Consider the following 21,515-nt stretch of genomic DNA (forward strand, 5'->3'; position numbering starts at 1 on the left):
AAGCACGTGTCCGCCAACAGGGAGATTGGCATGTCCGCTAGCAGGATGCACGCCGCCGACGTGTTGTGCTACATCGGTTCACCACACACTGCCGAATCGACACCTGAGTTGGTCAATGCTCTCGACGATGCCGACCCAAACGTGCGACTGTCAGCGGTGATGGCGCTACGGGAGCTGACTGACCATCGCGATGCACGCGCCGCCATGGCCCAGGCCATCACGCACGACGACCCCCGAGTCGCAGGCGTTGCCCGTGCCAGCGTGTGACTTCACGCGCCAGGTGACCCCAAGACCGATGACGTGGGCCGGGTGAAGCGGCTCGAAAAGGGTCGTCACCGTGCCGAGCCGTTTTCGGCTCCCGGGCGTCGGGAACTGGAGGTTATGGCCCGATCAGCGCACTGCTCCGAGGCGCGGAGTCCGTGACAGACCGACTCTGCCGACAACCGCGTCCTACCGCCTCCTGCTATCTGGAGCGTAGAAGCGCGGGTAACTCGCGAAGAGACCGAATTCGTGCGGGTTCATCCAACGGACCAGCGTCATCACGATCAAGGTAAACGGCCTGGAGACCGGCCTCTCGTGGAGCCGTGACGTCCAGCGCGTACACGTCGCCCACGTGGAGCGCGCGATGGACCTCGACGTTGAGGGCCTCACAGACGCTGCGATACGTAGATAGATCAGGCTTGGCCGCCCCCAAGATTTCTGCCGTGAAAACGTGACTGAAGCGCCTCGTCAGGCCGACCTTTCTGAGCTTCGCGTGCTGCTGTTCATCTGTGCCGTTGGTGAGGACTGCTGTCTTGATCGGCAGCCGGGAAATCTCTTCCAATGTCTCCTGCGCGTCGTCGAAACACGTCCAGGAAGCCTCGTAATGACTTAGGTAGCCGGCGAAGACGTCATCCAATTCCGCGTCGATTCCGACCGGGCTGTCGATGAGAGGCAGAAAGTCGCGCAAGCGACGGCGGCGCTGCTCCGCGAACGTGATCTCACGGGCACGCCAAGCGGGGAAATGCTTCTCCTCGGCGACGAACCAAGCGGCCCTCAGCTCTTGGGTGAGAGCCGCGCCGAGCTCGGGGAGCCACCCTTCGAGCGCCTTGGTCGCGGACCCAACGTGGTCGATGAGGGTGCCGTCGAGGTCGAAAATGACGGCTCGAATCTGAGTCATCACAAGGAGTCTATGGGGCCCCTTGAGCCATCCCGGACCCCGGACGGTCCGTTAGCTCATGGGATCTCCGGCGAAGGTGGTGACGGACCGACTGTGCTGAAACTAGCTTGAGCGTTTGACTTGCTGACGCCTGTCCACTTCGGCAGTCCAGCCCGCCATGCCAGCGAGGGGAAGGAACGGCACCATCGCGACAATGGCGAGCCAGCGCTGCTGAACGAGGATGGCAGCGAGGAGCACCACGAAGCATCCGACAGTCGCGGCACCCCACAGCTTTGACCGGTTCGACATGACAAGCTCCCTCCAGCGACAGCCACCACGTCGGTGGCTACGTCAAGTATCTATCGCAGCACACGCTTGGCGCGGAGTGAGAGGACGGCCATGTCGCGGCAACGTGCGAAGCGGACCTCACTGCAATCACTCATTATGGGACAAAGGCCCCGCTCGAAAGTCGGCGGTGCGCAGACCCACTGACGTTCCGGTTCGGGGTTTCGCGCGGCGAAGGGCGGTGGCTCGAAAACGGTCGTCAGTGGGTCGGGCCAATTCTTCTCCCGAGGCGTCAAAAACAGCGCGTTATGGCTCGATCGGCGCCCTGCGATCCACCGGTCGCCAAGCGTGGGTGCAGGCTTCTGCCACCGGCCCGCCTCGCTAGGCTCCTAGGCATGCCCGACGCTCGCCCCTTCCTGCTGGTCGTGCGTGGCAACTCGGGCTCCGGAAAGACCGCCGTCGCCGCCCTTCAACGGGCGTGGGGACGAGGAACGGCGAACGTGGGCCAAGACCACCTGCGGCGGGTGGTCCTGCGGGAGCACGACGTCCCAGATGGCCACAACATCGGCCTCATTGAGCAGACGGTGCGCTACTGCGTGGGCGTCGGCTACAACGTCATCCTCGAGGGCATCCTCATCGCAGCCCACGACGGACCCATGCTGCGGCGCCTCATCGCTGAACATGACGGACCCACCTGCGTCAGCTACCTCCAGGTCCCACTGGAAGAGACACTAAGAAGGCACGAGAGACGACCCCTGCGCGCCGAGGTGGAACCGGCACAGCTCCGCGACTGTTTCGTGCCCGACGACACCCTCGGCCTCGAGGGAGAAGTCGTCATCGACGCGGGCTCGCTAACGCTCGAAGAGACGGTCCGGCATCTGCTTCGCATCACGGACGGCATGAGAAGCCGCGCAAACACGCCAACCTCGAAGCTCCGCTGACGCTAAAAGTGCCCCCTGGTCACGGGAGAAAAACTAGTCGACGACTTAAGTTGCCGCATTGCGACGTGGCCTCGCAGACCTGTAGCTGCCAGACTCAGTGCTGGGGCGGTGTCGGCTCAAACTCGCGCGTCTCGATGCTGGCCAGAAAACGGTGACCGTCGCGGCACCTGTAAGGCATGCGAAGAGTAACCTGGGGCTAAACCAGCCTCCCTATCCCGGTTGCCGTCACAGGGTGGGCGTCGAGCCCGCACGAGGGACTCGTCCTTGGCGCGACCTCCATGACCATCAGCGTGACACCGAGCCGCCGGTTGGGCAAGCCCCCAAGGCCTCTGCGAGCCGGGCGACCGACACCAGCATGTTCCGCCCTGGCGTGCAGGGCCGATACGGTCGCGACATGGCGAAGGTGGTGCATCACATCGAGCTGTGGACCTGCGACATCGAATCCGCCACTTCCTCTTTCGACTGGCTCCTGTCCTCGATCGGCTGGACAGCGAAGCACGACCCCGGGTGGCCCACCGGGCGCACCTGGTGGCACCCCAGTGGGGTCTACATCGTCCTGGAACAGTCACCAGACATAACCGGCGCCCACGAACGAACCCGCGCTGGGCTGAACCACCTTGCGTTGCGCGCTGGCGACCGCGAACAGCTGGACGTCCTGCGGGAGCAGTGTGGCGGGCATGGGTGGACCGAACTGTTCGCCGACGACTACCCCCATGCGGGTGGGCCACAGCACACCGCGCTGTTCCTTGAGAACAACGAGGGCCTCGAGCTCGAGCTCGTTGCGGACTAGGCGTCCCCATTCCGCGGGACGCGCGGCTGCCACTCAGCTCAAGAGGGCTGCATCGAAGACCATCAGGGGTTCTGCCTCGGTGTCGCCGAACGACGTCCCGGCCCAGTCGCTCCAGACGTTGAGCGTGACGAGGCCGACGGCGGCCAGGTCGGCCTCGATCTGGGCCCGGTCGCGGAACTGCAAGGGTTGTTCCACGTCGAGAACGTCGCCGTCATCGAGGAACTCGTTGTGACAGTGCATGAGAACGACACCATTGATGTCCGGTGGTTCGGTTGTTACGGATGTCCCGTTCCAGACTTCTTGGCAGACCGGTTATGAGGGCATNNGGACCGGGCCCTCGACCCGGGAGGAGCAGCTGGAGGCGGAGGTCGCCGAGCTCACCACCGCGCTGGGCGAGGCGCACCTTGAGGCCCGGGTGTGGAAGAAGAGTGCCGAGGGCCGGCTGGGCCCTTCGAGGACCTCGAGGTAATCCGCACCGGGGCGGGGATGCCGACCACGAGGTTCTGCACGTTGATCGGCGTCCCCGAGCGGACCTACCGGCGCTGGCAGGCGCACGCCCGCGCAGGACGGCCCGCGAAGGGGCCTTGGCCGCGGCCGGCGCGGGAGGCCTCGCGCGAGGTCATCACCGCACTGGCCTCCAGACACGCTGCGTGGGGCCACCGCAAGGTCTGGGCGATGGCCCGGCACTCGGGACACCGGGTGTCGATGTCGACCACCGCGCGGATCCTGGACGACGCGGGCCTGCTGCTCAAGGCCGGCTACCAGCGCGAGCGACGTCAGCTCGCCCGGGCGCGTAAGGCCGCGTTCGCCATGACGCCGACGGGACCGAACATGGTCTGGCAGTTCGACTTCTCCGAGTACGAGACCGCTACCGGTGGGACCTGGCGCGTGGCCGGGATCGCGGACTACTGGTCCAAGTACGAGTTTGGCTGGCACTGGTCGCCGACCGCGAACCAGCACGACGCGATCGCCGGGGTGGAGCTCGCGCTGGCCGAGGCCGAGTCGTTGCTGCCCGCCGGGCTGGACCTGCTGGAGTACCTCACCGACCCCGACACCGGAGAGGTCGTGCCGATCACGCTGGTCACCGACAACGGCGGCCCGTTCCGCTCGGCCCGGTTCGCGGCGTTCATCGAGGCCATCCCGCAGCTGGACCACGTCCGCACCAGGGTCCGCACCCCGGGCCAGAACGGGGTGCGCGAGCGGGCGTTCCAGTCGCTGAAGTACGAGCGGCTCTACCGCGAGCAGATCGACGACATGCACGACCTCGTCGCTTACGGCGAGGAGTACCGGAGCGAGTTCAACACCGTCCGCCCGCACGAAGCGCTGTCCTGGAACCGGCCCCGCGAGGTGCACCTACGCCTCGCCGACCCCGGCACACCCAACTTTCCCGAGCCCGAAAACCTGCCAAGAACTTGACACGGGACACGGATTCGCGGAGTTTGCCGACGGGTGTGTCTCGTTCGGCGAGCGGGTCGTTCCACCGTGTCCAGGCGCGTGCTGCGGGGTTGCGCGCCTCAAACACGAGTCGCCCGTAGGGTCTGAGGGCTCGAGCGACCGCGGCCAGCGTGGTGTGCCAGTCGTCTCCAATGATGTGCATGGCCACATTCCCGCTCATGATGATGAGGTCGGCCGTGCAAGGCGAGAGCACGTCGCTGGTGCCGAGGACCCAGTTGACAGCCTTACCTCCGGGCCGGGTGACTGCGCGTTCGAGCATCGCCGGCGCGGGCTCGATCCCTATGACGGTCCGACCCGGTTTGACCAGGGTGACGGTGAGCAGGCCGGTGCCGCAGCCAAGGTCGACAATGTCCTTCGCGCCGAGGTCGTCTGCGAATCGTCGGAAGAAGTCGTGGTCCGGGCCGTCTGGATTGTCGATGTCATACAGCACCGCCAGGCGTGGATCGTCGTAGGTCATGGGGTCCTCTGCTCTGTTCCGCTGAGACCCAGTATCGCCACACGTGGCCTGCTACGGCACTGACGGATGTCAAGGTCTGCCGACGGTCGTGCACGAGGCGCGCTAGGAGAACGAGGTGGGCAGCTGCACGCTGGCGCGCAAAAGGTCGGCGAAGGGGCGTCGTTCATCGGCTGGCACCCAACGGGCCTCGAGATGCCGCTGGTACAGCTCATCGTTCTGGTATCGCGGGAGCACATGAACGTGCAGGTGCCACACGTCCTGACCGCCCGCCGGCTCGTTGTGTTGTCGGATGGACACCCCCTGGCAGCCGTACGAGGAACGCATTGCCGCGGCGACCCGCTGCGTGAGGTCCCAGACGGCGTGGCCGTCGACCTGCGAGATGTCGTAGAGGTTCTCCACGTGGTGTCGCGGGATGACCAGCGCGCCGCCAGCGTTGGCGGGCCACCACTTCGGGGCGATACGCGCATAGGCCCGCTGCGTCACGCCGACCACATCGTGGGCCCGATTGCGGTAGTCGAACACGCCGACCTGAAGCCGGCAGAATGGACAGTCGTCTCCGACCGTTATGCCCCTCCCTTCCCGCATCCTCCGATGCTGCCACGCCCTAGAGGCATCGACCCGTCAGAGTTGGCGGTCTCAAGAGAAACCACCTTGTAAGGCAGGTCCCCTCAGGCCCGGCTCGAGAACGGTCGTTTTCGAGTCATGCTTTGCCGCTGGGTCTTCTACGACCGCGGCCTAGGGTGTGCCTCATGGGAGCACCCGACGAGACAGACCGGATCGACGACTTCCCTGCGGTGGCGGACAACTTCGACATCGTGCAGTGGCTGCGAGGCAAGGGGGGCGCCGAGTCGGTGGTCGAGCAGTACCACGCCCTGCGCGACATCCCGGTGCAGCCCGTCCAGACAGGGCTACGGCTCGGCGAGTTCCTGCTGACCGAAGAGGACCCCGAGGTCGTCGCGTTCGGTCACGATGAGCACACCTTCTTCATGGCCAGCACGAGCATCTTGAGCATGGACCCGCAGATCGAGCCCTGGCGCAGCCTGGACGTCACCGCGGGCGAGATGCGCCACGTCGCCCGCAACACGAAGGTTGGCTGGGAGGAGTTCGACTGGTGGGACCGCGGCGTCCTCAAGCGACGGCTGAGCTACGGGCTGGACGAGTCCGACACCGGCATCCAGATCGGTGACCCGCCTGACTTCGAGACACCGTTCTGGACGTGGGTGGCCAACGCCGAACCCATCCCTGACGAGAACGGCGCACTGCCCGACCGGGACGGCCTGTGGGTCGAGGTTTCCGATGTCCTCATGGCCATGGTGCTCAACTCGCTGCTGAACCTGAACCCGCATGACATGACCACGTGGGACTGGAAGGTCGACACCTACCGGGTGCCACCGTTGTAAGCCTGGCAAGCCCGGGGCGACGCGGCGCCACGCGACCCCCTGTCAACAGAGCGGTGACGGGTTGCCGGAGGGGCACCGAGCAACAGAGGGGTGGAGAGAGCCGGACCCTCACGCCAGAGGGTTCACCCACCGCACCTCGGGGAAGCGCGCGAAGTCGGAGTCTGCCGAGACCACTGCGACGCCGAGCTCGAGAGCCTGGGCAGCTAGCTGAGCATCCGAGACAAGGTTGCCGGTCACCTGATGCGCCTCCGAGAGCTGCGCATACGCAGCCATGGTGCGGGCGGTGGCGGGTGGGACCCATACCGTCGCGGCAGCAAGCCAGCGGTCCACGTGCTCCTGCGCCGCCCCCGCTGAGAGTGGGTGCTGGGCGATCCGCGGGTGGGTGGAGATCCGCAGGAATGCACCGATGGTCTGCCCGGGGAGCCCGATGCGCTCGTGTCCCGAGATGGCCTCCGTGAGCCAGGTCGAGGCGCGGTCGAAGTAGGGGCTGTCCTCGTCGACGGCATACAACAGGATGGTGGCGTCGAGGATCACGGAGCCTCGTCGAGCAGATCGAGAACCTCGCCGATGTTGCGAACATCGACCGTGAGACCGAGCTGGGTGGAGTGATGCTCGTAGGGAAGGACCGGTTCGTCGGCGGCTTCCAGGCACGGCGAGCAAGGGCGTTGACCGCCTCGCTGGGTCCCATGCCGCGCTCACGACGGAGCCGCTCGACCTCAGGCGCGACATCGTCGCGGACGTGAGCGTCGTCCGCACGCCTCAAGACGAGCATCATGCTGCGCTCGAGCTCACCTGGTGATGCTGCGATGCTCGATCCCGGTCAGGCGGGGCGCCCCAGCATCTGGTCCACCCGCTGGGCCGCCAGCCGACCGGAGGGCAGCACCATCGGGACCCCGACCCCGGGGACGGTCCCGGAGCCGGCGAAGACCAGGCCCGGCACCCGCCGGTCGATGTTGTTGGGGCGGAACGGCCCCGTCTGCGGGAAGGTGTGCGCCAGCGCGAAGGGGGTGCCGGCCGCCATACCCTGGTCGCGCCAGTCGGCCGGGGTGACGAGCTCCTCGGTGACGACGTCGGTGGGGTAGCCACTCTCCTGCAGGAAGCCGAGCAGGCGCTCGCGCATCATGTCGCGGGTCGACTGCGCCTCCCAGTCGATGCTGCCGACCTCGAGGTGCGGCACCGGCTCCAGGACGTAGAGCGTGCTGTGGCCCTCCGGCGCCGCCTCCTCGTCGTCGAGGGAGTGCATGGTCACCAGCCGCGACGGGTCGCTCATCAAGGTCCCGCGCTTGAGCAGGTCGTCGAACGCCTCTGACCACTGGTGGCCGAAGTGGATGTTGTGGTGCGCCTTGCCGTCCGCGACGCCGCGGACGCCGACGTGCCAGACCACGCAGGAGGGCGAGTAGTTGCCGCCCAGCAGGCCGTTCACCGCGCGCGGCGGGCGCACGTCCGGCAGCCACCACCGGTATGCCGTCGGCAGGTCGACGGTGCACACCACCGCGTCGGACGCGAGCTGCTCGCCGTCGTCCGTGGCCACCCCCCGCACCCGGCCGGAGGAGTCCCGCACCAGCTCGGTGACCGAGGTGCCGTAGCGGAACTCCGCGCCGGCGTCGGCGGCGGCACCGGCCAGCGCCTCGGGGACGGCCCGCATCCCGCCTTTGGGGAAGTAGACCCCCTCGATGGAGTCCATGTAGGTGATGACCGCGTAGATGGACAGCGCCTCGTCCGGGGCCAGACCGGCATACATCGCCTGGAAGGAGAAGAGACGGTGCAACCGCTCGTCGCGGAACCGTCGCCGAATCATCGGGCCGAGGCGACCGAAGCCGCCCATGGCCAGCAGCTGCGCGGCTGCCCGGGGGTTGGCGAGCAGGTCGGTGGGGCGGTCGAAGTTGCGGTCGATGAACGACCCCATCTCCGCGAGGTAGAGCCGACGCAGCCAGATGACGAACTCGTCGAAGGCGGCGGCGTCGAGGCTGCCGCACTCGCGGTGGATCTCGGCGCGCATCGCCTCGTGCCCGTGCCGCACCTCCAGGGTGCTGCCGTCGGCGAAGAAGCCGCGGTATGCCGGGTCGAGCAGCGTGAGGTCCAGCCGCTCGGCGAGGCTCGAGCCCGCCGCCCGCAGCGGCCGGTCGATGAGGTCGGGCATGGTGAGCACGGTCGGCCCGGTGTCGAAGGTGAAGCCGTCACGGGTGAGGCGGCCGGCACGGCCGCCGGGCACGTCCTCGCGCTCGACCACGGTCACCCGGTGCCCGTCACCGACCAGGTGGCAGGCGGCCGCCAGCCCGCTCAGCCCTGCCCCGACGACGACGACGTGGCTCACGCGTCCCTCCAGGCGATGGCGGTGGCCTCCTGGCGCAGCCCGGCCAGACCGACCTCGCTGAGCCGGTCGGTGTCCAGGACGGCCTTGGCCGCCTCGACCTCCTCGCTGATCCGCCGCTCCATCTCCTCGCGCACTCCTGCCTCCTCCAGCGCCTGCCGGAGCACGCGCACGTCGTCGGGCCGCGACTGCGGCGTGGTGATCCGGCTCATGGTCTCCGCCGCGGCTCCGGTGAGCCGTTGCGCCCCCAGCACCCAGATCATGGTGGCCTTGCCCTCACGGAGGTCGTCGTCGCAGGGCTTGCCGGTCACGGCGTCGTCGCCCCACACGCCGAGCACGTCGTCCCGCCAGGCGAAGGCCCGGCCGAGGTGCCAGCCGTAGGTGCTGAGGATCTCCTGCTGGGCGGGGTCGGCCACCGCGGCCATCGCCCCCAGCTGGAGGGGCCGCTCGATGGTGTAGGCGCCTGACTTCAGTGCCGCGACGTCGTGGGCGTGGGCGGCATCCCGACGCCCGGCGGCGGCGCCGGTGAGGTCGGCCCGCTGCCCGGCGATGAGCTCGAGGTTGAGCTCGTACCAGCAGTCGCGCAGCAGGTCCGGCAGCGGCACCACCAGCCGGTCGGCCACCGCGTGGGCCAGGTCGCCGAGCAGGATCGCGAGGTTGTCGCCGAACCGGGCCGCGTCGCCGCGGCCGCCGCCCTGCCGGTGCCGTTCCGCCGCCACCACGTGCGCCGCGGGGGCGCCCCGGCGCAGCGGCGACTCGTCCATGACGTCGTCGTGGATGAGGGCGAAGGCGTGCAGCATCTCCAGCGCCGCACCCACCCGGACGACGTGCTCGTGGGCGGGGGTGCCGGGACGGCCACCGGCCGCGACGAAGCCCCAGTGGCACATCCGCGGACGCAGGCGCTTGCCACCGGCCCGGACGACGTCCCGCAGCCAGGTCGGCAGGTCGCCAGGGTCCGGGGAGAGCAGGTCGACCGGGCCGGCCGCGCACAGCCCCGACCACATCTGCTCGGTCCAGGCGCACTCGCGGTCGATGAGGTCGCCGACCCGGGCCAGGGTGTCCTCGACCTCCGCCTCGGCAGGGTCCTCGCCCGCCGCGGCCCCCGCGAGGGGGAGCCTGCTCCGCTCGGCGTCCAGCAGCAGGATCTGCTCGGCCGCCCACGGGCTGATGAGCGACGGAGTCGCACGCGCCGTGGCGACGAGGTCGTCCCAGGCCACCCAGCGGTGCTCGGCGACCTCCTCCGCGGCGGGATCGAGCTCACCCGCGACGGTCCCGACGAACACCGGACAGATCTCGTGCTCGACGATGCCGCTCGCGTCGACCGCGCGGTAGCGGAACTCGGGGAGCGCGACCGAGAGGTGCTCAACGGTGACGCCGAGCTCCTCGCCGAGCCGGCGCCGGACCGCGTCGACGTCGTCCTCGCCGGGGCGGGGATGGCCGCAGCACGCGTTGGTCCACACGCCCGGCCACGTCTTCTTGGTCAGCGCCCGCCGGGTCAGGAGGACCTGGCCCTGCGCGTCGAAGAGGTAGAGGGAGAACGCCAGGTGCAGCGGGGTGTTCTCGTCGTGCACGGTCAGGCGCTGCGCTGTGCCCACGGGCCGGGCCTGCTCGTCCAGGAGCACCACCTCGTCGTCGGGCTTCTGCTGCACCTGACCTCGTCCGTTCTGGGGCAAGAGCCCTCCTGCAGGGTCACATCTCCGGCGCCAGGATCGGCCCAGGAAGGTCCCGCCAAGTCTACGTGCACCGCGTCCGGGCGCCCACTCGACGGCCGGACGCGGATCGGCCCCCGGGGCAGACACCGCCGCGGACGTCCCGCCCGGCGCGGACGTGGAGGACAATCACCTCATGGAGATCGCCGTCCTGCTGGTGCTGCTCGCGGTCGTGGTGATCGCGGGCGAGGCGCTGTCCGAACGCCTCGGGGCGCCGGCGCCGCTCCTGCTCACCGTCGTCGGCATCGGCCTGTCCTTCGTGCCCGGGGTGCCCGAGATCCACCTGTCACCGGAGATCGTGCTCATCGGCCTCCTGCCCCCGTTGCTCTACACGGCCGCCCTGTCGACCTCGCTCGTGGACCTCAAGGCCAACCTGGCGCCGATCCTGCTGCTGTCGGTCGCGGCCGTGCTCGTGACCATGGTCGCCGTCGCCGGGCTCATGGTGGCGCTGCTGCCGGACATCGGCTGGCCGGTGGCGCTGGCCATCGGGGCCATCGTCGCCCCGCCCGACGCCGTGGCGGCCACCGCCGTCGGGCGCCGCATCGGGCTGCCCCGCCGGGTCGTCTCCGTGCTCGAGGGCGAGTCGCTGCTCAACGACGCCACCGCCCTCGTCGCGCTGCGCACCGCCATCGCCGCCATGGCGGGCGGCGTGACGGCCACCGGCGTGGCCGGAGACTTCCTGCTGGCCGCCGGGGGTGGGGTGCTCGTCGGCCTCGTCCTCTACCGCCTCGTGGCCTGGATCCGGCGTCGCGTGCACGACCCGCTCCTGGACACCGCCGTCTCGTTCGTGACGCCCTTCGCGGCCTACCTGCTCGCCGAGACGGTCGGGGCGTCGGGCGTCTTCGGCGTCGTCGTCGTGGGCCTGCTGCTCAGCCACCGGTCCCTCACCCTGCAGACGGCCCGGGCCCGGATCGTGGAGAGCACGACCTGGAGCACCATCTCCTTCCTGCTGGAGAATGTCGTCTTCCTCCTCATCGGGCTGCAGGCCCGCTGGATCGTCGAGGACCTCTCCGGCTCCGAGCTCCCGCTCGGCACGATCCTCACCGTCTGCGTGGGGACGCTGGTGACGGTCGTGGCGGTGCGGATGGCCTGGGTCCACCTCACCCGGCCGTTGCTGGGCAGCCGCCTCGGCGACCGCCGCGAGCCCGCCGGGCTGGCCGAGACGACCCTCATCGGCTGGGCGGGGATGCGAGGGGTGGTCACCCTGGCCGCCGCCTTCATCCTCCCCGTCGACGTGCCCTACCGCGACCTGCTGCTGCTCGTCGCCCTCACCGTCGTCGCCGGCACCCTCCTCCTGCAGGGCCTGACGCTGCCCGCGCTGACGCGGGCCCTCGGCGTGCGCGCCCCGGACCCGGCCGACGACGCCCTCGCGCGCGCCACGCTCCTGCAGCAGGCCGCCACCGCCGGTCTGGAACGGCTCGAGGAGCTCGAGACGGAGGAGGGCGCGGAGGTCGCCCGCACCATCCGGCAGCGTCTGGACCAGCGCACCTTCGCGGCCTGGGAGCAGCTGTCGACCACCGAGGGACGGCAGTCCCCCTCCGAGACGTATGCCGAGCTGCGGCTCGCGATGATCGCGGCGGAGCGCGAGCGCATCCTGCACATCCGGGGCAAGGGCAAGGTGCCCTCGACCGTGGTGCGCCAGGTGCTCGGCATGCTGGACCTCGAGGAGTCCATGATCGACACCTCGAGAGCCGCCCGTCAGGACATCCGGGCGACCGGGGGCACCGGGCACCTGCAGTGCCCCGAGCTCACGGCATACCCGCGCGCTCCCCGGACCGAGGACCCCCGCTGCGAGGCCTGCGAGCGCGAGGGCTGGGAGGTCGTGGCGCTGCGCCAGTGCCTCGAGTGCGACCATGTCGGGTGCTGCGACTCCTCGCGGGGGCAGCACGGGACCGCGCACTTCCAGGAGACCGGGCACCCCGTCATGCAGTCGGCCGAGCCCGGCGAGGGCTGGCGCTGGTGCTTCGTCCACCACCTCGCGGACTGAGCAGCCCTCAGAGGTCGTAGTCGACGACCACCGGCGCGTGGTCGGAGAGCCGCGTGCCGGCGTGCTCCCGGTCCACCTCGGCGCGCACCGCACGCCGGGCCAGCCCGGGGGTGGCCAGGTGGTAGTCGATGCGCCAGCCGACGTCGGCGGCGTAGGACTGCCCCAGCCAGGACCACCACGAGTAGGGCCCCGCGGTGTCCGGGTGCAGGCGGCGGACGACGTCGACGAGGGTGCGGGGGGACAGCTGCTCGTCCAGCCAGGCGCGCTCCTCGGGCAGGAACCCCTCGGCCTGCTGGCTGCGGCGCCAGGCCGCGACGTCGAGGTGGGTGTGCGCGACGTTGAGGTCACCGGTCAGCAGGAGCTCGCGGCCGCCCGCCCGGGCCTCGCGCCGGGCCCGCGTCAGCTGTCGGGCGAAGGCGTCGAGGAAGTGCATCTTGCGCTGGTACTTCGCACCCCCGTCCGGCGCCTCCCGCATCCGGCCGGGACGCTGCAGGTGGGCCGGCAGACCGCCCTTGGGCAGGTAGAGCGAGGCCACCGTCAGGGGCGCGTCGGCCAGGTCCACCTCGACGTAGCGGCCCTCCGCGGCATACCGCGAGATCCCCCGCGCGAGGGTGGGGGTCTGCGCCGGCACGGTCGAGGTATGCCGTTCCCCCGCCGCCCGCACGAGCACCTCGGCGCCCCAGGTGCGCACTGCGGCGGGCGGCTGCCGGGTGAGGACGGCGACGCCATTGCGGCCGGGGATGGTGCCCGGCTCGTAGACGGCGTGGTAGCCGCCGAAGGCGGCGTCGGGGAGGTCGGCGAGGGTGCAGCGGACCTCCTGCAGGGTCACGACGTCGGCGTCCCGGCCGGTCATCCACTCCCCGAAGCCGCGGCGCAGGGTCGCGCGGATGCCGTTGATGTTGACGGTGGCGATGCGGAGCACCCGGCGATGCTACGGACCGCCCTGCGGAGTTGCCGCACGAGGGCGGAGGGCACACTGTGGAGCCATGAGCGAGAACCCGTACGAGGACGAGAGCGGCATCCCCGACTACAGCCCCGAGCAGGAGGCCGAGGCCGAGGTCAACCTGGACGAGCCGAGCTCGACGGCCGACGTGGCCTGGAGCCCGCCGGACCGGCGCCCGGTCAGCTCGGAGTTCGCCGATGACGACGCCAGCGAGGAGACCATCGACCAGCGGATCGCGCAGGAGCTGCCCGAGGAGGGCACCTCCTACGGCCGTCCCGAGCACGGCGGCGAGGACACCACGCGCGAGCCCGAGCTGCTCGGGGGTGACGACCCGGACGCCATCCCCGCCGACCAGGACATCCTCGGCGGCGACGCCGGCGAGGACGTCGGCCAGCCCGAGGCCGGTGCCGGCGACGCGGCCGAGGAGGCCGCCATGCACGTCACCGAGGGTGAGTGGGACAGCACCGACGAGCGCCCCTGACCCGCCTCCCCCCGAGCATCGCCCGTGGTCGCGCAGCCGCGACCACGGGCGTCGTCGTCAGCAGGTGGCGACGAGCATCGGGACCAGCAGGTCGTTGAGGTCGTAGAGCGCGTCCTGGGCCACGGTCAGGTCGCGACCGGTCACCCCGAGGGCCAGCTGGCGGGTGCCGTCGCGCGAGCTGAGCGCCAGGCTGAGCGAGCCGAAGCTCGCCCCGTCGTGCCCGTGCAGGAACTCGCCCGGACGGCAGGGGTCGGGGATGGCGTAGGTGCCCAGCCCGTAGCCCAGGGGGTTCTCCGAGGACGGCGTCACCATCTGCTCCACCGAGGCCTCCGAGACGAGGTCGCCCGACATGAGCGCCCGGGTGAGGTCGTCGAGGTCCTCGACCGTGCTCAGCGCGGAGCCGCTGTGCGAGAAGACGTCCGGGTCGAAGCCCTCCAGCCCGATCCACCCCCGGCCGTCGACGAACATCGCCTCGTGCAGGGCCGGGCCCCGCAGACCCGGCTCGTCGAGCACCCGGGTCTGCCCCATGCCGGCGGGCCGCCGGATGCGCTCGTCCACCAGCGCCTCGACCTCCTCGCCGGTGACCTCCTCCAGCAGCATGCCGAGCGCGACGTAGCCGGCGTTGGAGTAGCTGAACTGCGCCCCCGGCTCCCCGACCCACGGCGCGGCGTTGACGGCGTCGATGTGCTCGGCGTCGGTGTAGTCACGGCCGATGGCCGACACGAAGGCGTCCCAGTCCTCCGGGTCCGTCCCCGCGTAGGGGGTGATGAGCTCGTAGGTGCCCAGCGGCATACCCGAGGTGTGGCTGAGCAGGTGGCGGATCGTCACCTCGGGGTGGTCCGGGAAGAGGCCCGGTATGACGTCGTCCACCCGGGTGTCCAGCGTCCAGGTCCCGGCCTCCACCTCCTGCATGACCAGGGTGGCCACCATCATCTTGGTGTTGCTGGCGACGCGCAGCGGGCTGCGCTCCAGCGCCGGTGCCTGCCCGTCGAGGTCGCGGGTGCCGGCGGCGTCCGACCAGCGCAGCGTGGACGTCTCGACCGTCGCCGTCACGCCGATGGCTCCGTCGGCGACGATCTGGTCGAGGGCGGCGTCGAGGTCGGGGCGGGGCAGGCTCGGCAGCCGGGTGGGGCCGGGCACGTCCTGCGGGGTGGCCGACGGGGACGAGCGCTGCACGGCGACCTGCGTCGCCGCCTCGGCAGCGGCCTCCCGCAGCGCCTCCCGGACGGCTTCCTGGTCGGCGGGGTCGGCGGCCGCGCCGATGGCGCCCACCGGCAGTCCTGCCGTGGACGACGACGGCCCCTCGTGCGGCGCGACGGCGGCGGCCGGGATCGTGGTGAGCCCCGCCGCGAGCGCGGCGGCGCAGGCGGCGGCGGCGGTGGTGGTGGTGCGACGGTGCATGGTCGTGCCCTCCCAGGTGTCGATGACCGATGCCCCCAGCCTCACCGCCCCCGGGACGCAGCGCATCCACCTGGGGCCGGAGATGCGCTCCGTCTGGAGGATGAGGAACCATACGCGGCGCCCGGTCGGTCGGCAGCTCACCACACGCGGCGCCCGGTCGGTCGGCAGGCCACCACCCGCGGCGCCCGGTTGGTCGGCAGCCCTCGCTCGGCCCGTGTGGTCAGGCGCCGACCCACTCCCTGAGGTGCTCGGCGGTCAGGGTGTCGCCGTCCGCGACCATCTGCGCAGGCGTCCCCTCGAAGACGACCCGGCCTCCGTCGTGCCCGGCGCCCGGGCCGATGTCCACCACCCAGTCGGCGTTCGCGACGACCGCCAGGTTGTGCTCGATGACGACGAGGCTGTGACCCTGGTCCACCAGCGTGTGCAGCATCGCGACGAGGCGCTCGGTGTCGGCGAGGTGCAGACCGGCGGTGGGCTCGTCGAGGACGATGGTGGTGCCCTTGCCGCCGAGCTGGGCGGCGAGCTTGAGCCGTTGACGCTCCCCGCCGGAGAGCGTCGTGAGCGGCTGGCCCAGCCGCAGGTACCCCAGGCCGACGTCGACCAGCCGGGCCAGGATGCCCCGGGCCTTGCCGGTGCTGAAGACCTCGGCGGCCCGCGCGACGGACAGCTCGAAGACCTCGGCGATGGTCAGCCCGTGCAGGGTGTGCTCGAGGACGTCGTCACGGAAGCGCTGACCCCCGCAGGTCTCGCACCGGGAGGGTCCGCCGACGAGCATGCCCTGCTCGGGGTAGATCACGCCCTGGCCGTTGCAGGCCGGGCAGGCGCCCTCGGAGTTGGGGGAGAAGAGCGAGGCGGAGACGTCGTTCTCCTTGGCGAAGGCGGTGCGGATCGGGTCGAGCAGCCCGGAGTACGTCGCCGGGTTGGACCGGCGGGAGCCCCGGATCGCGGACTGGTCGACGATGAGCACGTCCTCGCGGCCGCCGAGCGAACCGTGGACCAGCGAGCTCTTGCCCGACCCCGCCACCCCGGTGACCGCGACGAGCACCCCCGTCGGCAGGTCGACGTCGACGTCACGCAGGTTGTGGGTCGAGGCACCCCGGATCTCGATCGCCCCGGTGGGCGTCCGCACCTCCTCGCGCAGCGGCATACGGTGGTCGAGGTAGTGGCCGGTGATCGTGTCCGAGGCGCGCAGCCCGGCGACCTCCCCCTCGAAGGTGATCGTGCCCCCGTCGCCGCCGGCCCCCGGACCGATGTCGATGACGTGGTCGGCCGCCTCGATGACCTCGGGCTTGTGCTCGACCACGAGGATCGTGTTGCCCTTGTCGCGCAGGGAGGTCAGGAGCGCGATCATCCGGCGGATGTCGTGCGGGTGCAGCCCCACCGTCGGCTCGTCGAAGACGTAGGTGACGTCGGTGAGCGCGCTGCCGAGCTGACGGATCATCTTCACCCGCTGCGCCTCGCCCCCGGACAGGCTCCCGGCCTCCCGGTCGAGGGAGAGGTATCCCAGACCGATCTCGGTGAACGCGTCGAGCATCGCGGCCAGGTTGGCGACCAGCGGCCGCACCGAGGTGTCGTCGACCTCCCTGACCCACCCGACGAGATCGCTGACCTGCATGGCCGTGCACTCGCTGATCGTGGTGCCGTTCACCGTCGCGGTCCGCGCCGCCTCGTTGAGCCGGGTGCCGCCGCACTCGCTGCACGGGCCGGTCGTCGCGACCCGCTCCTTGAACTCGATCATGTGCTTCTGCTTCGGCTCCCTGTCGCCGAAGAGGGTGCGTCGGATCCGCACTACCAGACCCTCGTAGGTCAGGTTGATCCCCGCGAACTTCACCTTCGTCGGCTCCTGGTACATCAACCAGTGCCACTCGCGCTCGGAGTAGTCGGCGAGCTTCTTGTCCATGTCGAGCTTGCCGTCGGCCGCCGCCCCCTCGTCGCCGTACATCTTCCAGCCCCAGGTGCCCACGCCGTACCCCGGGACGAGGATGGCGCCCTCGTTGAGGCTCTTGCCGCGGTCGACCACGACGTCCTCGTCGATCGCGGCCCGCGTGCCCAGCCCCTCGCACACGGGGCACATGCCCCCGATGAACTCGAAGGTCGCGGCCTCGCCCTGGGGTGCCTTGCCCTCCTTCTCGACGACCACCCGTCCGCTGCCGCTGGCGCTGGCGAGGTTGAAGGAGAAGGCCGAGCTGGGCCCGACGTGCGGCTCGGACAGCCGGCTGAACAGGATGCGCAGCAGGGCGTAGGCGTCGGTCGCGGTGCCCACCGTCGAGCGGGCGTTGGCGCCGAGCCGCTCCTGGTCGACGACGATCGCCGCCGACAGGCCGTCGAGCTCCTCGACCTCCGGCCGGCTCGTCACCGGCATGAAGGACTGGAGGAAGGCGGAGTAGGTCTCGTTGATGAGCCGTTGGCTCTCGGCGGCGACGGTCCCGAAGACCAGGCTGGACTTGCCGGAGCCGGACACCCCGGAGAAGACCGTGAGCCGGCGCTTCGGGATGTCGACGTCGACGTCACGCAGGTTGTTGACCCGGGCGCCGCGCACCCGGATGACGTCGTGGCTGTCCGCGGGGTGCATGGGCCGATCGTGCCACGGGGCGGGCCCGCCCGACCGGGAAAATGCTGCCGGGGCAGGAGGACGACGGTCAGGAGCTGTCCGTCACCCGAGGCCGACCGTGGTTCTGCGGCCGGGGCGGCAGAACCACGGTCACGAGCGCTCGGGTAGGGGCGGTGGGGGCGGGCGGACGGTGCCGGCCCGCCCCCACCGGCTCACTCCCCGACCGGTATGCCCTGGCTCTCCAGCGCGCTCGTGGTCGACTCCTGCGTCGAGGTCAGCGCCTCGGCGAGGCTGCCGTTGCCGCTCGCCATCCTGCTCGGGGCCAACGAGGTGCTCTCGACGGCCGACCAGCAGCTGGTCAGCCTGGTCATCGACTCCGAGCGGGACACCGAGCGGGTCGTGCGCTACCTGCGCGGCGGGTTCGTCGACGGCGCGGTGGTCGTCTCCGCACGCGAGCACGACGCCCTCCTCGAGGCGATGCAGCGGACCACCCTGCCGACCGCGCTGGTCGGCCGGCCGCCCCAGGGCGTCGAGATGCCGTGGGTGGGCATCGACAACGCCGGCGCCGCGGCGGCGGTGACCCAGCTCCTCGTGGACGGGGGCAGGCGGCGGGTCGGCATCATCGCCGTCGGTCTCGACCGGGACTCGGGTGCGGACCGGCTCGCCGGCATCCGCGCGGCGCTGGGCCCGGCCTTCGACCCGGGGCTCGTCGTCGAGCGGCCGCTGTACGAGTATGCCGCGGGCCGGGACGCGATGCGCGAGCTCCTGGACCGCGCGCCCGACGTCGACGGGGTCTTCGCGACCTCGGACGCGGTGGCGGCCGGGGCCCTGGAGGCGCTGCTGGCCGCCGGTCGGCGGGTGCCGGAGGACGTCGCCCTGGTCGGCTTCGACGACTCCAGCTGGGCCCGCCGCTGCCGGCCGGCTCTCACGACGGTGCGCCAGCCAGCGCGTGGCCTCGGTGCCACGGCGGCGCGGCTGGTGCTCGACCAGCTGGCCGGCATCCCGGCCGGGCCGGACGGGCGCCTGCTGCCCACCGAGGTCGTCACCCGCGACTCGGCCTGAGGCATACCCCACGCGTCCGGTGGTGCCCCACCACGCGTCCGGTGGCCTCCCTGCACGCGTCCGGTGCGGCTGGACCGCGGCGGTAGACGGGCCTCGGGGTATGCGCGCACTTGCTTTTCCCTAAAGAGGTGAGGTTATCCTTACCTGCATGACGGCACCCCATCCCACCGCGGCGGTGGTCGACCGCCTCCGGGAGGCGACCACCCGCTCGACCGCGGCGCGCCTGGTCCACGGCGCCGGGCGGGCCACCGTCGTCGCCTACCGGGACGACCCGGATCGCTCCCTGCACGTGCTCGCCCACGGCCTCACGGCGGCGGACGTGCCGGTGGTGGCGCTACCCGCGGACAGCCTGGACCCCTCCCGGTCGTGCCGCGAGGTCCGGCTCCGGATCGACCGCCACGGTGCCGACCCGCGCACGCGGGTCTCGGTGGCGAGCCTGCACGCGCTCGCGCACCTGCGGATCATGGACGAGGGGGAGACCAGGGCCATGAGCAGCCTGGGGCTGCTGCCGCCGGAGGTGGACTGGCCGGCGACCTCAGGCGCCCAGGTGGCCCTGCTCTGCCTGGACCGGCTGTTGCTGCACGACCAGGCGGGGGTGACGCCGATGGCGTTCGCCGAGGTCGTCGACCCACCGTGCTTCCCGGCTCGCGCCCAGGAGTGGCTCTGCCGGGACGCCGTCGAGGAGCTGGGTGCCGGGCGCATCGGGCAGATCCTCGACGAGGTCGTCTGCGGCTCGAGGGAGGGCCTCGTCGGCCCCGGCCACCCCACACCGCCCTCGATGTCGCCGGTGGTGGGCCAACGGGTGCTCGCCGACGTCGACAGCACCGGGTGCACCTGGCTGGAGGTGGGCACGGCGAGCACCCGCACGGTCTTCGTGCCGTTCGACGCGTCGGTGCGCTGCCTGGAGGACCTCCAGGCAGCGCTCGGGAGCCTCGCTCAGCCGGCGGTGTAGCTCAGGCAGCGCGCCGTGTCGCCACCGACGGTGATGGCCTCGGCGGTGCACAGGAGATCCTTGTTGTGGGCGCACTCCAGACGCTGGCAGGCGCCGACGTGTCCCTCGGCGACGGGCAGACCGCCTCGGACGTCGAGCTCCACGAACGTGCCGCAGGACGCCCCGTCGCCGCCGATGGTCACGGCCTCGGCGCTGCAGCCGCCCTTGTTGTAGGCGCAGCTGGTCGCCGCGCAGGAGCTGATCGCGGTCATGGTGGCCATGATGCTCGTCCTTTCGTCGGGTTCCCGGGTGGAACTGTGCTTCGAGAATAGGGAGCCCATGAGCGTGCCACAAGATCATCGTGCCTGATCAGAGTATGTGCCGAGTCATTTCTCCTAATTTCGAAAGGCTTTCTCATCGCAGGCTCAGCAGGAATGCGCACCCTCGGTGTTGCGCAATTCCGGGACGGCCCTGCCGGGGCGGTCCTGCGCCGGTGCCGCACAGGGCAAGATGGGGACATGAGCTACGACATCACGTTGTGCCCGCGTCATCCCGGACAGGACTGGGCGGACGCGCTCGCCGCCGCCGACGCCGAGGACGCCGCCACGGAGGCGGACGAGCAGGCGCTCGCCACCGGCGTCGAGACCTTCCGCCGCATCGAGGCGCGCCTGCGCGAGGTCGTCGACGGCGAGGTCGAGACCTGGGTGGCGGAGGAGACCGGCGGCGACGTCTACGGCGAGCTCCGGGCCCTCGACACCGGGCTGCAGGTCGAGCTCTTCGACCGCTCGGCGTCCGTGACCGTCGCCGAGGACGCACCCGGGGACCCCGGGACGCTGGAGGCGCAGGTGCGTGGGGCGGTGGAGGCGGTCCGGCAGGAGACGGGCTACGAGGCCTACGACCACCACCGCGGCGAGACCTTCGACGGCACCCCCGTGGCCGCCGACGACACCGCCACCATGGGGACGGCCGGGGCGGCCGACCCTGCCGAGGGGCCCGCCACGGGCGCCGAGACCGGGGGCCCGGGGCGGCGCGCCGCCGCGGACGCCGCCCGCCGGAACCCGGCCAGCCTGCGTCGACGTGGCTGGATCTACCTCGTCCTCGGCATCGTCATCACCATCCTGGCCATCCAGCGCCTGGGTTCTGGCGACACGGGCGCCCTCACCATCGTCCTGCTGGTCATCGGCGTCCTCGACCTGCTCGGGGGTGCCCTGCTGGTCGCGGTGGCGCAGCGCCCCGCGGCCGACGAGCCGACGACGCACTGAGCCTCACAACCCCGACAGGTCGTCGGGGACGTCCACGGCATACCTGCGCAGGAGGTCCAGCGGGACGACCTCGAGCACCTGCTCGTGGGTGCTGGCCAGCACCACCGGTGCGGCGTGACCGTCGTGCTGGGCCTGCAGCCAGCGCACCGCGACGACGCACCAGCGGTCGCCCGGCCGGAGGCCGGGGAAACCCCACGAGGGCCGGGGCGTCAGCAGGTCGTTGCCCACCGAGAACTCGTGGGTGAGGAACTCCTGGGTCATGACCGCGCAGACACCGTGGACCCCGGCGTCCTCCGGGGTCACCTCGCACGAGCCGGACCGGGTGAAGCCGGTGACCGGGTCGCGGCCGCACTCCTCGAGGGGGCGACCGAGCACGTTGCGCATGAGGCCAGCATGTCAGGCCGCCGGACC

Annotated in this window: 23 protein-coding genes; 10 read left to right on the plus strand and 13 right to left on the minus strand. The window is 70.9% G+C overall.

Annotated features, from left to right (window positions below):
• Nucleotides 1-267 (plus strand): HEAT repeat domain-containing protein (locus tag AVL62_RS12205; RefSeq protein WP_235585693.1); only part of this gene is annotated, 267 nt, incomplete at its 5' end.
• Nucleotides 268-463: 196 nt separating this feature from the next.
• Here the strand turns inward: AVL62_RS12205 and AVL62_RS12210 are convergent.
• The gene (locus AVL62_RS12210) at nucleotides 464-1,159 is read right to left on the minus strand and encodes an HAD family hydrolase (protein WP_058892042.1); all 696 of its coding nucleotides are present in this window, start codon (nucleotides 1,157-1,159) and stop codon (nucleotides 464-466) included.
• 102 nt (nucleotides 1,160-1,261) lie between these two features.
• Entirely contained in the window at nucleotides 1,262-1,447 is a 186-nt protein-coding gene (locus tag AVL62_RS17340) for a hypothetical protein (protein WP_058891946.1), read from the minus strand.
• 371 nt (nucleotides 1,448-1,818) lie between these two features.
• Here AVL62_RS17340 and AVL62_RS12220 point away from each other — a divergent pair, with 371 nt between their 5' ends.
• Together AVL62_RS12220 and AVL62_RS12225 are read left to right on the plus strand one after the other, a co-directional pair.
• Complete coding sequence (locus tag AVL62_RS12220) at nucleotides 1,819-2,364, plus strand: kinase (protein WP_058891947.1); 546 nt, start codon at nucleotides 1,819-1,821, stop codon at nucleotides 2,362-2,364.
• A gap of 394 nt (nucleotides 2,365-2,758) precedes the next feature.
• Nucleotides 2,759-3,154, plus strand: a complete 396-nt coding sequence (locus AVL62_RS12225) for a VOC family protein (RefSeq protein ID WP_062946264.1) — start codon at nucleotides 2,759-2,761, stop codon at nucleotides 3,152-3,154.
• A 33-nt stretch (nucleotides 3,155-3,187) separates the two neighbouring features.
• On the opposite strand, the gene AVL62_RS12230 is transcribed toward AVL62_RS12225, so the two are convergent.
• Nucleotides 3,188-3,394: a hypothetical protein gene (locus AVL62_RS12230; RefSeq protein WP_058891948.1), complete on the minus strand. Its 207-nt coding sequence runs from the start codon at nucleotides 3,392-3,394 to the stop codon at nucleotides 3,188-3,190.
• Nucleotides 3,395-3,829: 435 nt separating this feature from the next.
• On the opposite strand from AVL62_RS12230, the gene AVL62_RS12240 reads away from it, so the two are divergent.
• The gene (locus AVL62_RS12240) at nucleotides 3,830-4,570 is read left to right on the plus strand and encodes an integrase core domain-containing protein (RefSeq protein ID WP_327282210.1); all 741 of its coding nucleotides are present in this window, start codon (nucleotides 3,830-3,832) and stop codon (nucleotides 4,568-4,570) included.
• On the opposite strand, the gene AVL62_RS16690 is transcribed toward AVL62_RS12240, so the two are convergent.
• Nucleotides 4,452-5,066 (minus strand): class I SAM-dependent methyltransferase, encoded by a 615-nt coding sequence (locus AVL62_RS16690; RefSeq protein WP_083518928.1) that lies wholly within the window; start codon nucleotides 5,064-5,066, stop codon nucleotides 4,452-4,454. The two genes, AVL62_RS12240 and AVL62_RS16690, sit on opposite strands and share 119 nt — an antisense overlap.
• A gap of 102 nt (nucleotides 5,067-5,168) precedes the next feature.
• Nucleotides 5,169-5,588, minus strand: a complete 420-nt coding sequence (locus AVL62_RS12245; RefSeq protein ID WP_235585694.1) for an HIT family protein — start codon at nucleotides 5,586-5,588, stop codon at nucleotides 5,169-5,171.
• Between the two features lie 227 nt (nucleotides 5,589-5,815).
• Between AVL62_RS12245 and AVL62_RS12250 the strand changes: the two genes are divergently transcribed.
• Nucleotides 5,816-6,466 carry a DUF6928 family protein gene (locus tag AVL62_RS12250; protein WP_058891951.1) on the plus strand — a complete coding sequence of 217 codons (651 nt, stop codon included), beginning with the start codon at nucleotides 5,816-5,818 and terminating at the stop codon, nucleotides 6,464-6,466.
• Between the two features lie 108 nt (nucleotides 6,467-6,574).
• Here AVL62_RS12250 and AVL62_RS12255 read toward each other — a convergent pair whose 3' ends face one another.
• From AVL62_RS12255 to idi, 3 genes are all read right to left on the minus strand, one after another.
• On the minus strand, nucleotides 6,575-7,000 hold the full coding sequence (locus AVL62_RS12255; RefSeq protein WP_058891952.1) for a TA system VapC family ribonuclease toxin: 426 nt from the start codon (nucleotides 6,998-7,000) through the stop codon (nucleotides 6,575-6,577).
• A gap of 286 nt (nucleotides 7,001-7,286) precedes the next feature.
• Nucleotides 7,287-8,780, minus strand: a complete 1,494-nt coding sequence (gene crtI, locus AVL62_RS12260; protein WP_058891953.1) for a phytoene desaturase family protein — start codon at nucleotides 8,778-8,780, stop codon at nucleotides 7,287-7,289.
• Nucleotides 8,777-10,426 (minus strand): isopentenyl-diphosphate Delta-isomerase, encoded by a 1,650-nt coding sequence (gene idi / locus AVL62_RS12265; RefSeq protein WP_062946263.1) that lies wholly within the window; start codon nucleotides 10,424-10,426, stop codon nucleotides 8,777-8,779. The genes crtI and idi overlap by 4 nt, the downstream gene beginning before the upstream one ends.
• 196 nt (nucleotides 10,427-10,622) lie before the next feature.
• Between idi and AVL62_RS12270 the strand changes: the two genes are divergently transcribed.
• Complete coding sequence (locus AVL62_RS12270) at nucleotides 10,623-12,473, plus strand: cation:proton antiporter (RefSeq protein ID WP_058891955.1); 1,851 nt, start codon at nucleotides 10,623-10,625, stop codon at nucleotides 12,471-12,473.
• A gap of 7 nt (nucleotides 12,474-12,480) precedes the next feature.
• Here the strand turns inward: AVL62_RS12270 and AVL62_RS12275 are convergent, their stop codons facing one another.
• Entirely contained in the window at nucleotides 12,481-13,395 is a 915-nt protein-coding gene (locus tag AVL62_RS12275; RefSeq protein ID WP_058891956.1) for an exodeoxyribonuclease III, read from the minus strand.
• Nucleotides 13,396-13,459: 64 nt separating this feature from the next.
• Here AVL62_RS12275 and AVL62_RS12280 point away from each other — a divergent pair, with 64 nt between their 5' ends.
• Nucleotides 13,460-13,897, plus strand: a complete 438-nt coding sequence (locus AVL62_RS12280; RefSeq protein WP_058891957.1) for a hypothetical protein — start codon at nucleotides 13,460-13,462, stop codon at nucleotides 13,895-13,897.
• Nucleotides 13,898-13,954: 57 nt separating this feature from the next.
• Here AVL62_RS12280 and AVL62_RS12285 read toward each other — a convergent pair whose 3' ends face one another.
• Both AVL62_RS12285 and AVL62_RS12290 read right to left on the minus strand, forming a co-directional pair.
• Nucleotides 13,955-15,343 (minus strand): serine hydrolase domain-containing protein, encoded by a 1,389-nt coding sequence (locus AVL62_RS12285; protein ID WP_161937885.1) that lies wholly within the window; start codon nucleotides 15,341-15,343, stop codon nucleotides 13,955-13,957.
• Nucleotides 15,344-15,518: 175 nt separating this feature from the next.
• On the minus strand, nucleotides 15,519-17,870 hold the full coding sequence (locus AVL62_RS12290; protein WP_058891959.1) for an excinuclease ABC subunit UvrA: 2,352 nt from the start codon (nucleotides 17,868-17,870) through the stop codon (nucleotides 15,519-15,521).
• A 207-nt stretch (nucleotides 17,871-18,077) separates the two neighbouring features.
• On the opposite strand from AVL62_RS12290, the gene AVL62_RS12295 reads away from it, so the two are divergent.
• Nucleotides 18,078-18,911 carry a LacI family DNA-binding transcriptional regulator gene (locus AVL62_RS12295; protein WP_058891960.1) on the plus strand — a complete coding sequence of 278 codons (834 nt, stop codon included), beginning with the start codon at nucleotides 18,078-18,080 and terminating at the stop codon, nucleotides 18,909-18,911.
• A gap of 148 nt (nucleotides 18,912-19,059) precedes the next feature.
• Nucleotides 19,060-19,863: a hypothetical protein gene (locus AVL62_RS12300; protein WP_153011783.1), complete on the plus strand. Its 804-nt coding sequence runs from the start codon at nucleotides 19,060-19,062 to the stop codon at nucleotides 19,861-19,863.
• On the opposite strand, the gene AVL62_RS12305 is transcribed toward AVL62_RS12300, so the two are convergent.
• On the minus strand, nucleotides 19,848-20,123 hold the full coding sequence (locus AVL62_RS12305; protein WP_058891962.1) for a DUF1540 domain-containing protein: 276 nt from the start codon (nucleotides 20,121-20,123) through the stop codon (nucleotides 19,848-19,850). The two genes, AVL62_RS12300 and AVL62_RS12305, sit on opposite strands and share 16 nt — an antisense overlap.
• A gap of 237 nt (nucleotides 20,124-20,360) precedes the next feature.
• On the opposite strand from AVL62_RS12305, the gene AVL62_RS12310 reads away from it, so the two are divergent.
• Nucleotides 20,361-21,104 carry a hypothetical protein gene (locus AVL62_RS12310; protein WP_058891963.1) on the plus strand — a complete coding sequence of 248 codons (744 nt, stop codon included), beginning with the start codon at nucleotides 20,361-20,363 and terminating at the stop codon, nucleotides 21,102-21,104.
• 3 nt (nucleotides 21,105-21,107) lie between these two features.
• Here the strand turns inward: AVL62_RS12310 and AVL62_RS12315 are convergent, their stop codons facing one another.
• Nucleotides 21,108-21,488, minus strand: a complete 381-nt coding sequence (locus tag AVL62_RS12315) for a DUF2237 family protein (RefSeq protein WP_058891964.1) — start codon at nucleotides 21,486-21,488, stop codon at nucleotides 21,108-21,110.
• Nucleotides 21,489-21,515 lie beyond the last annotated feature (27 nt).

Source organism: Serinicoccus chungangensis, assembly GCF_001483745.1.
In the GTDB taxonomy this organism is placed as follows: Bacteria; Actinomycetota; Actinomycetes; order Actinomycetales; family Dermatophilaceae; genus Ornithinicoccus; species Ornithinicoccus chungangensis_A.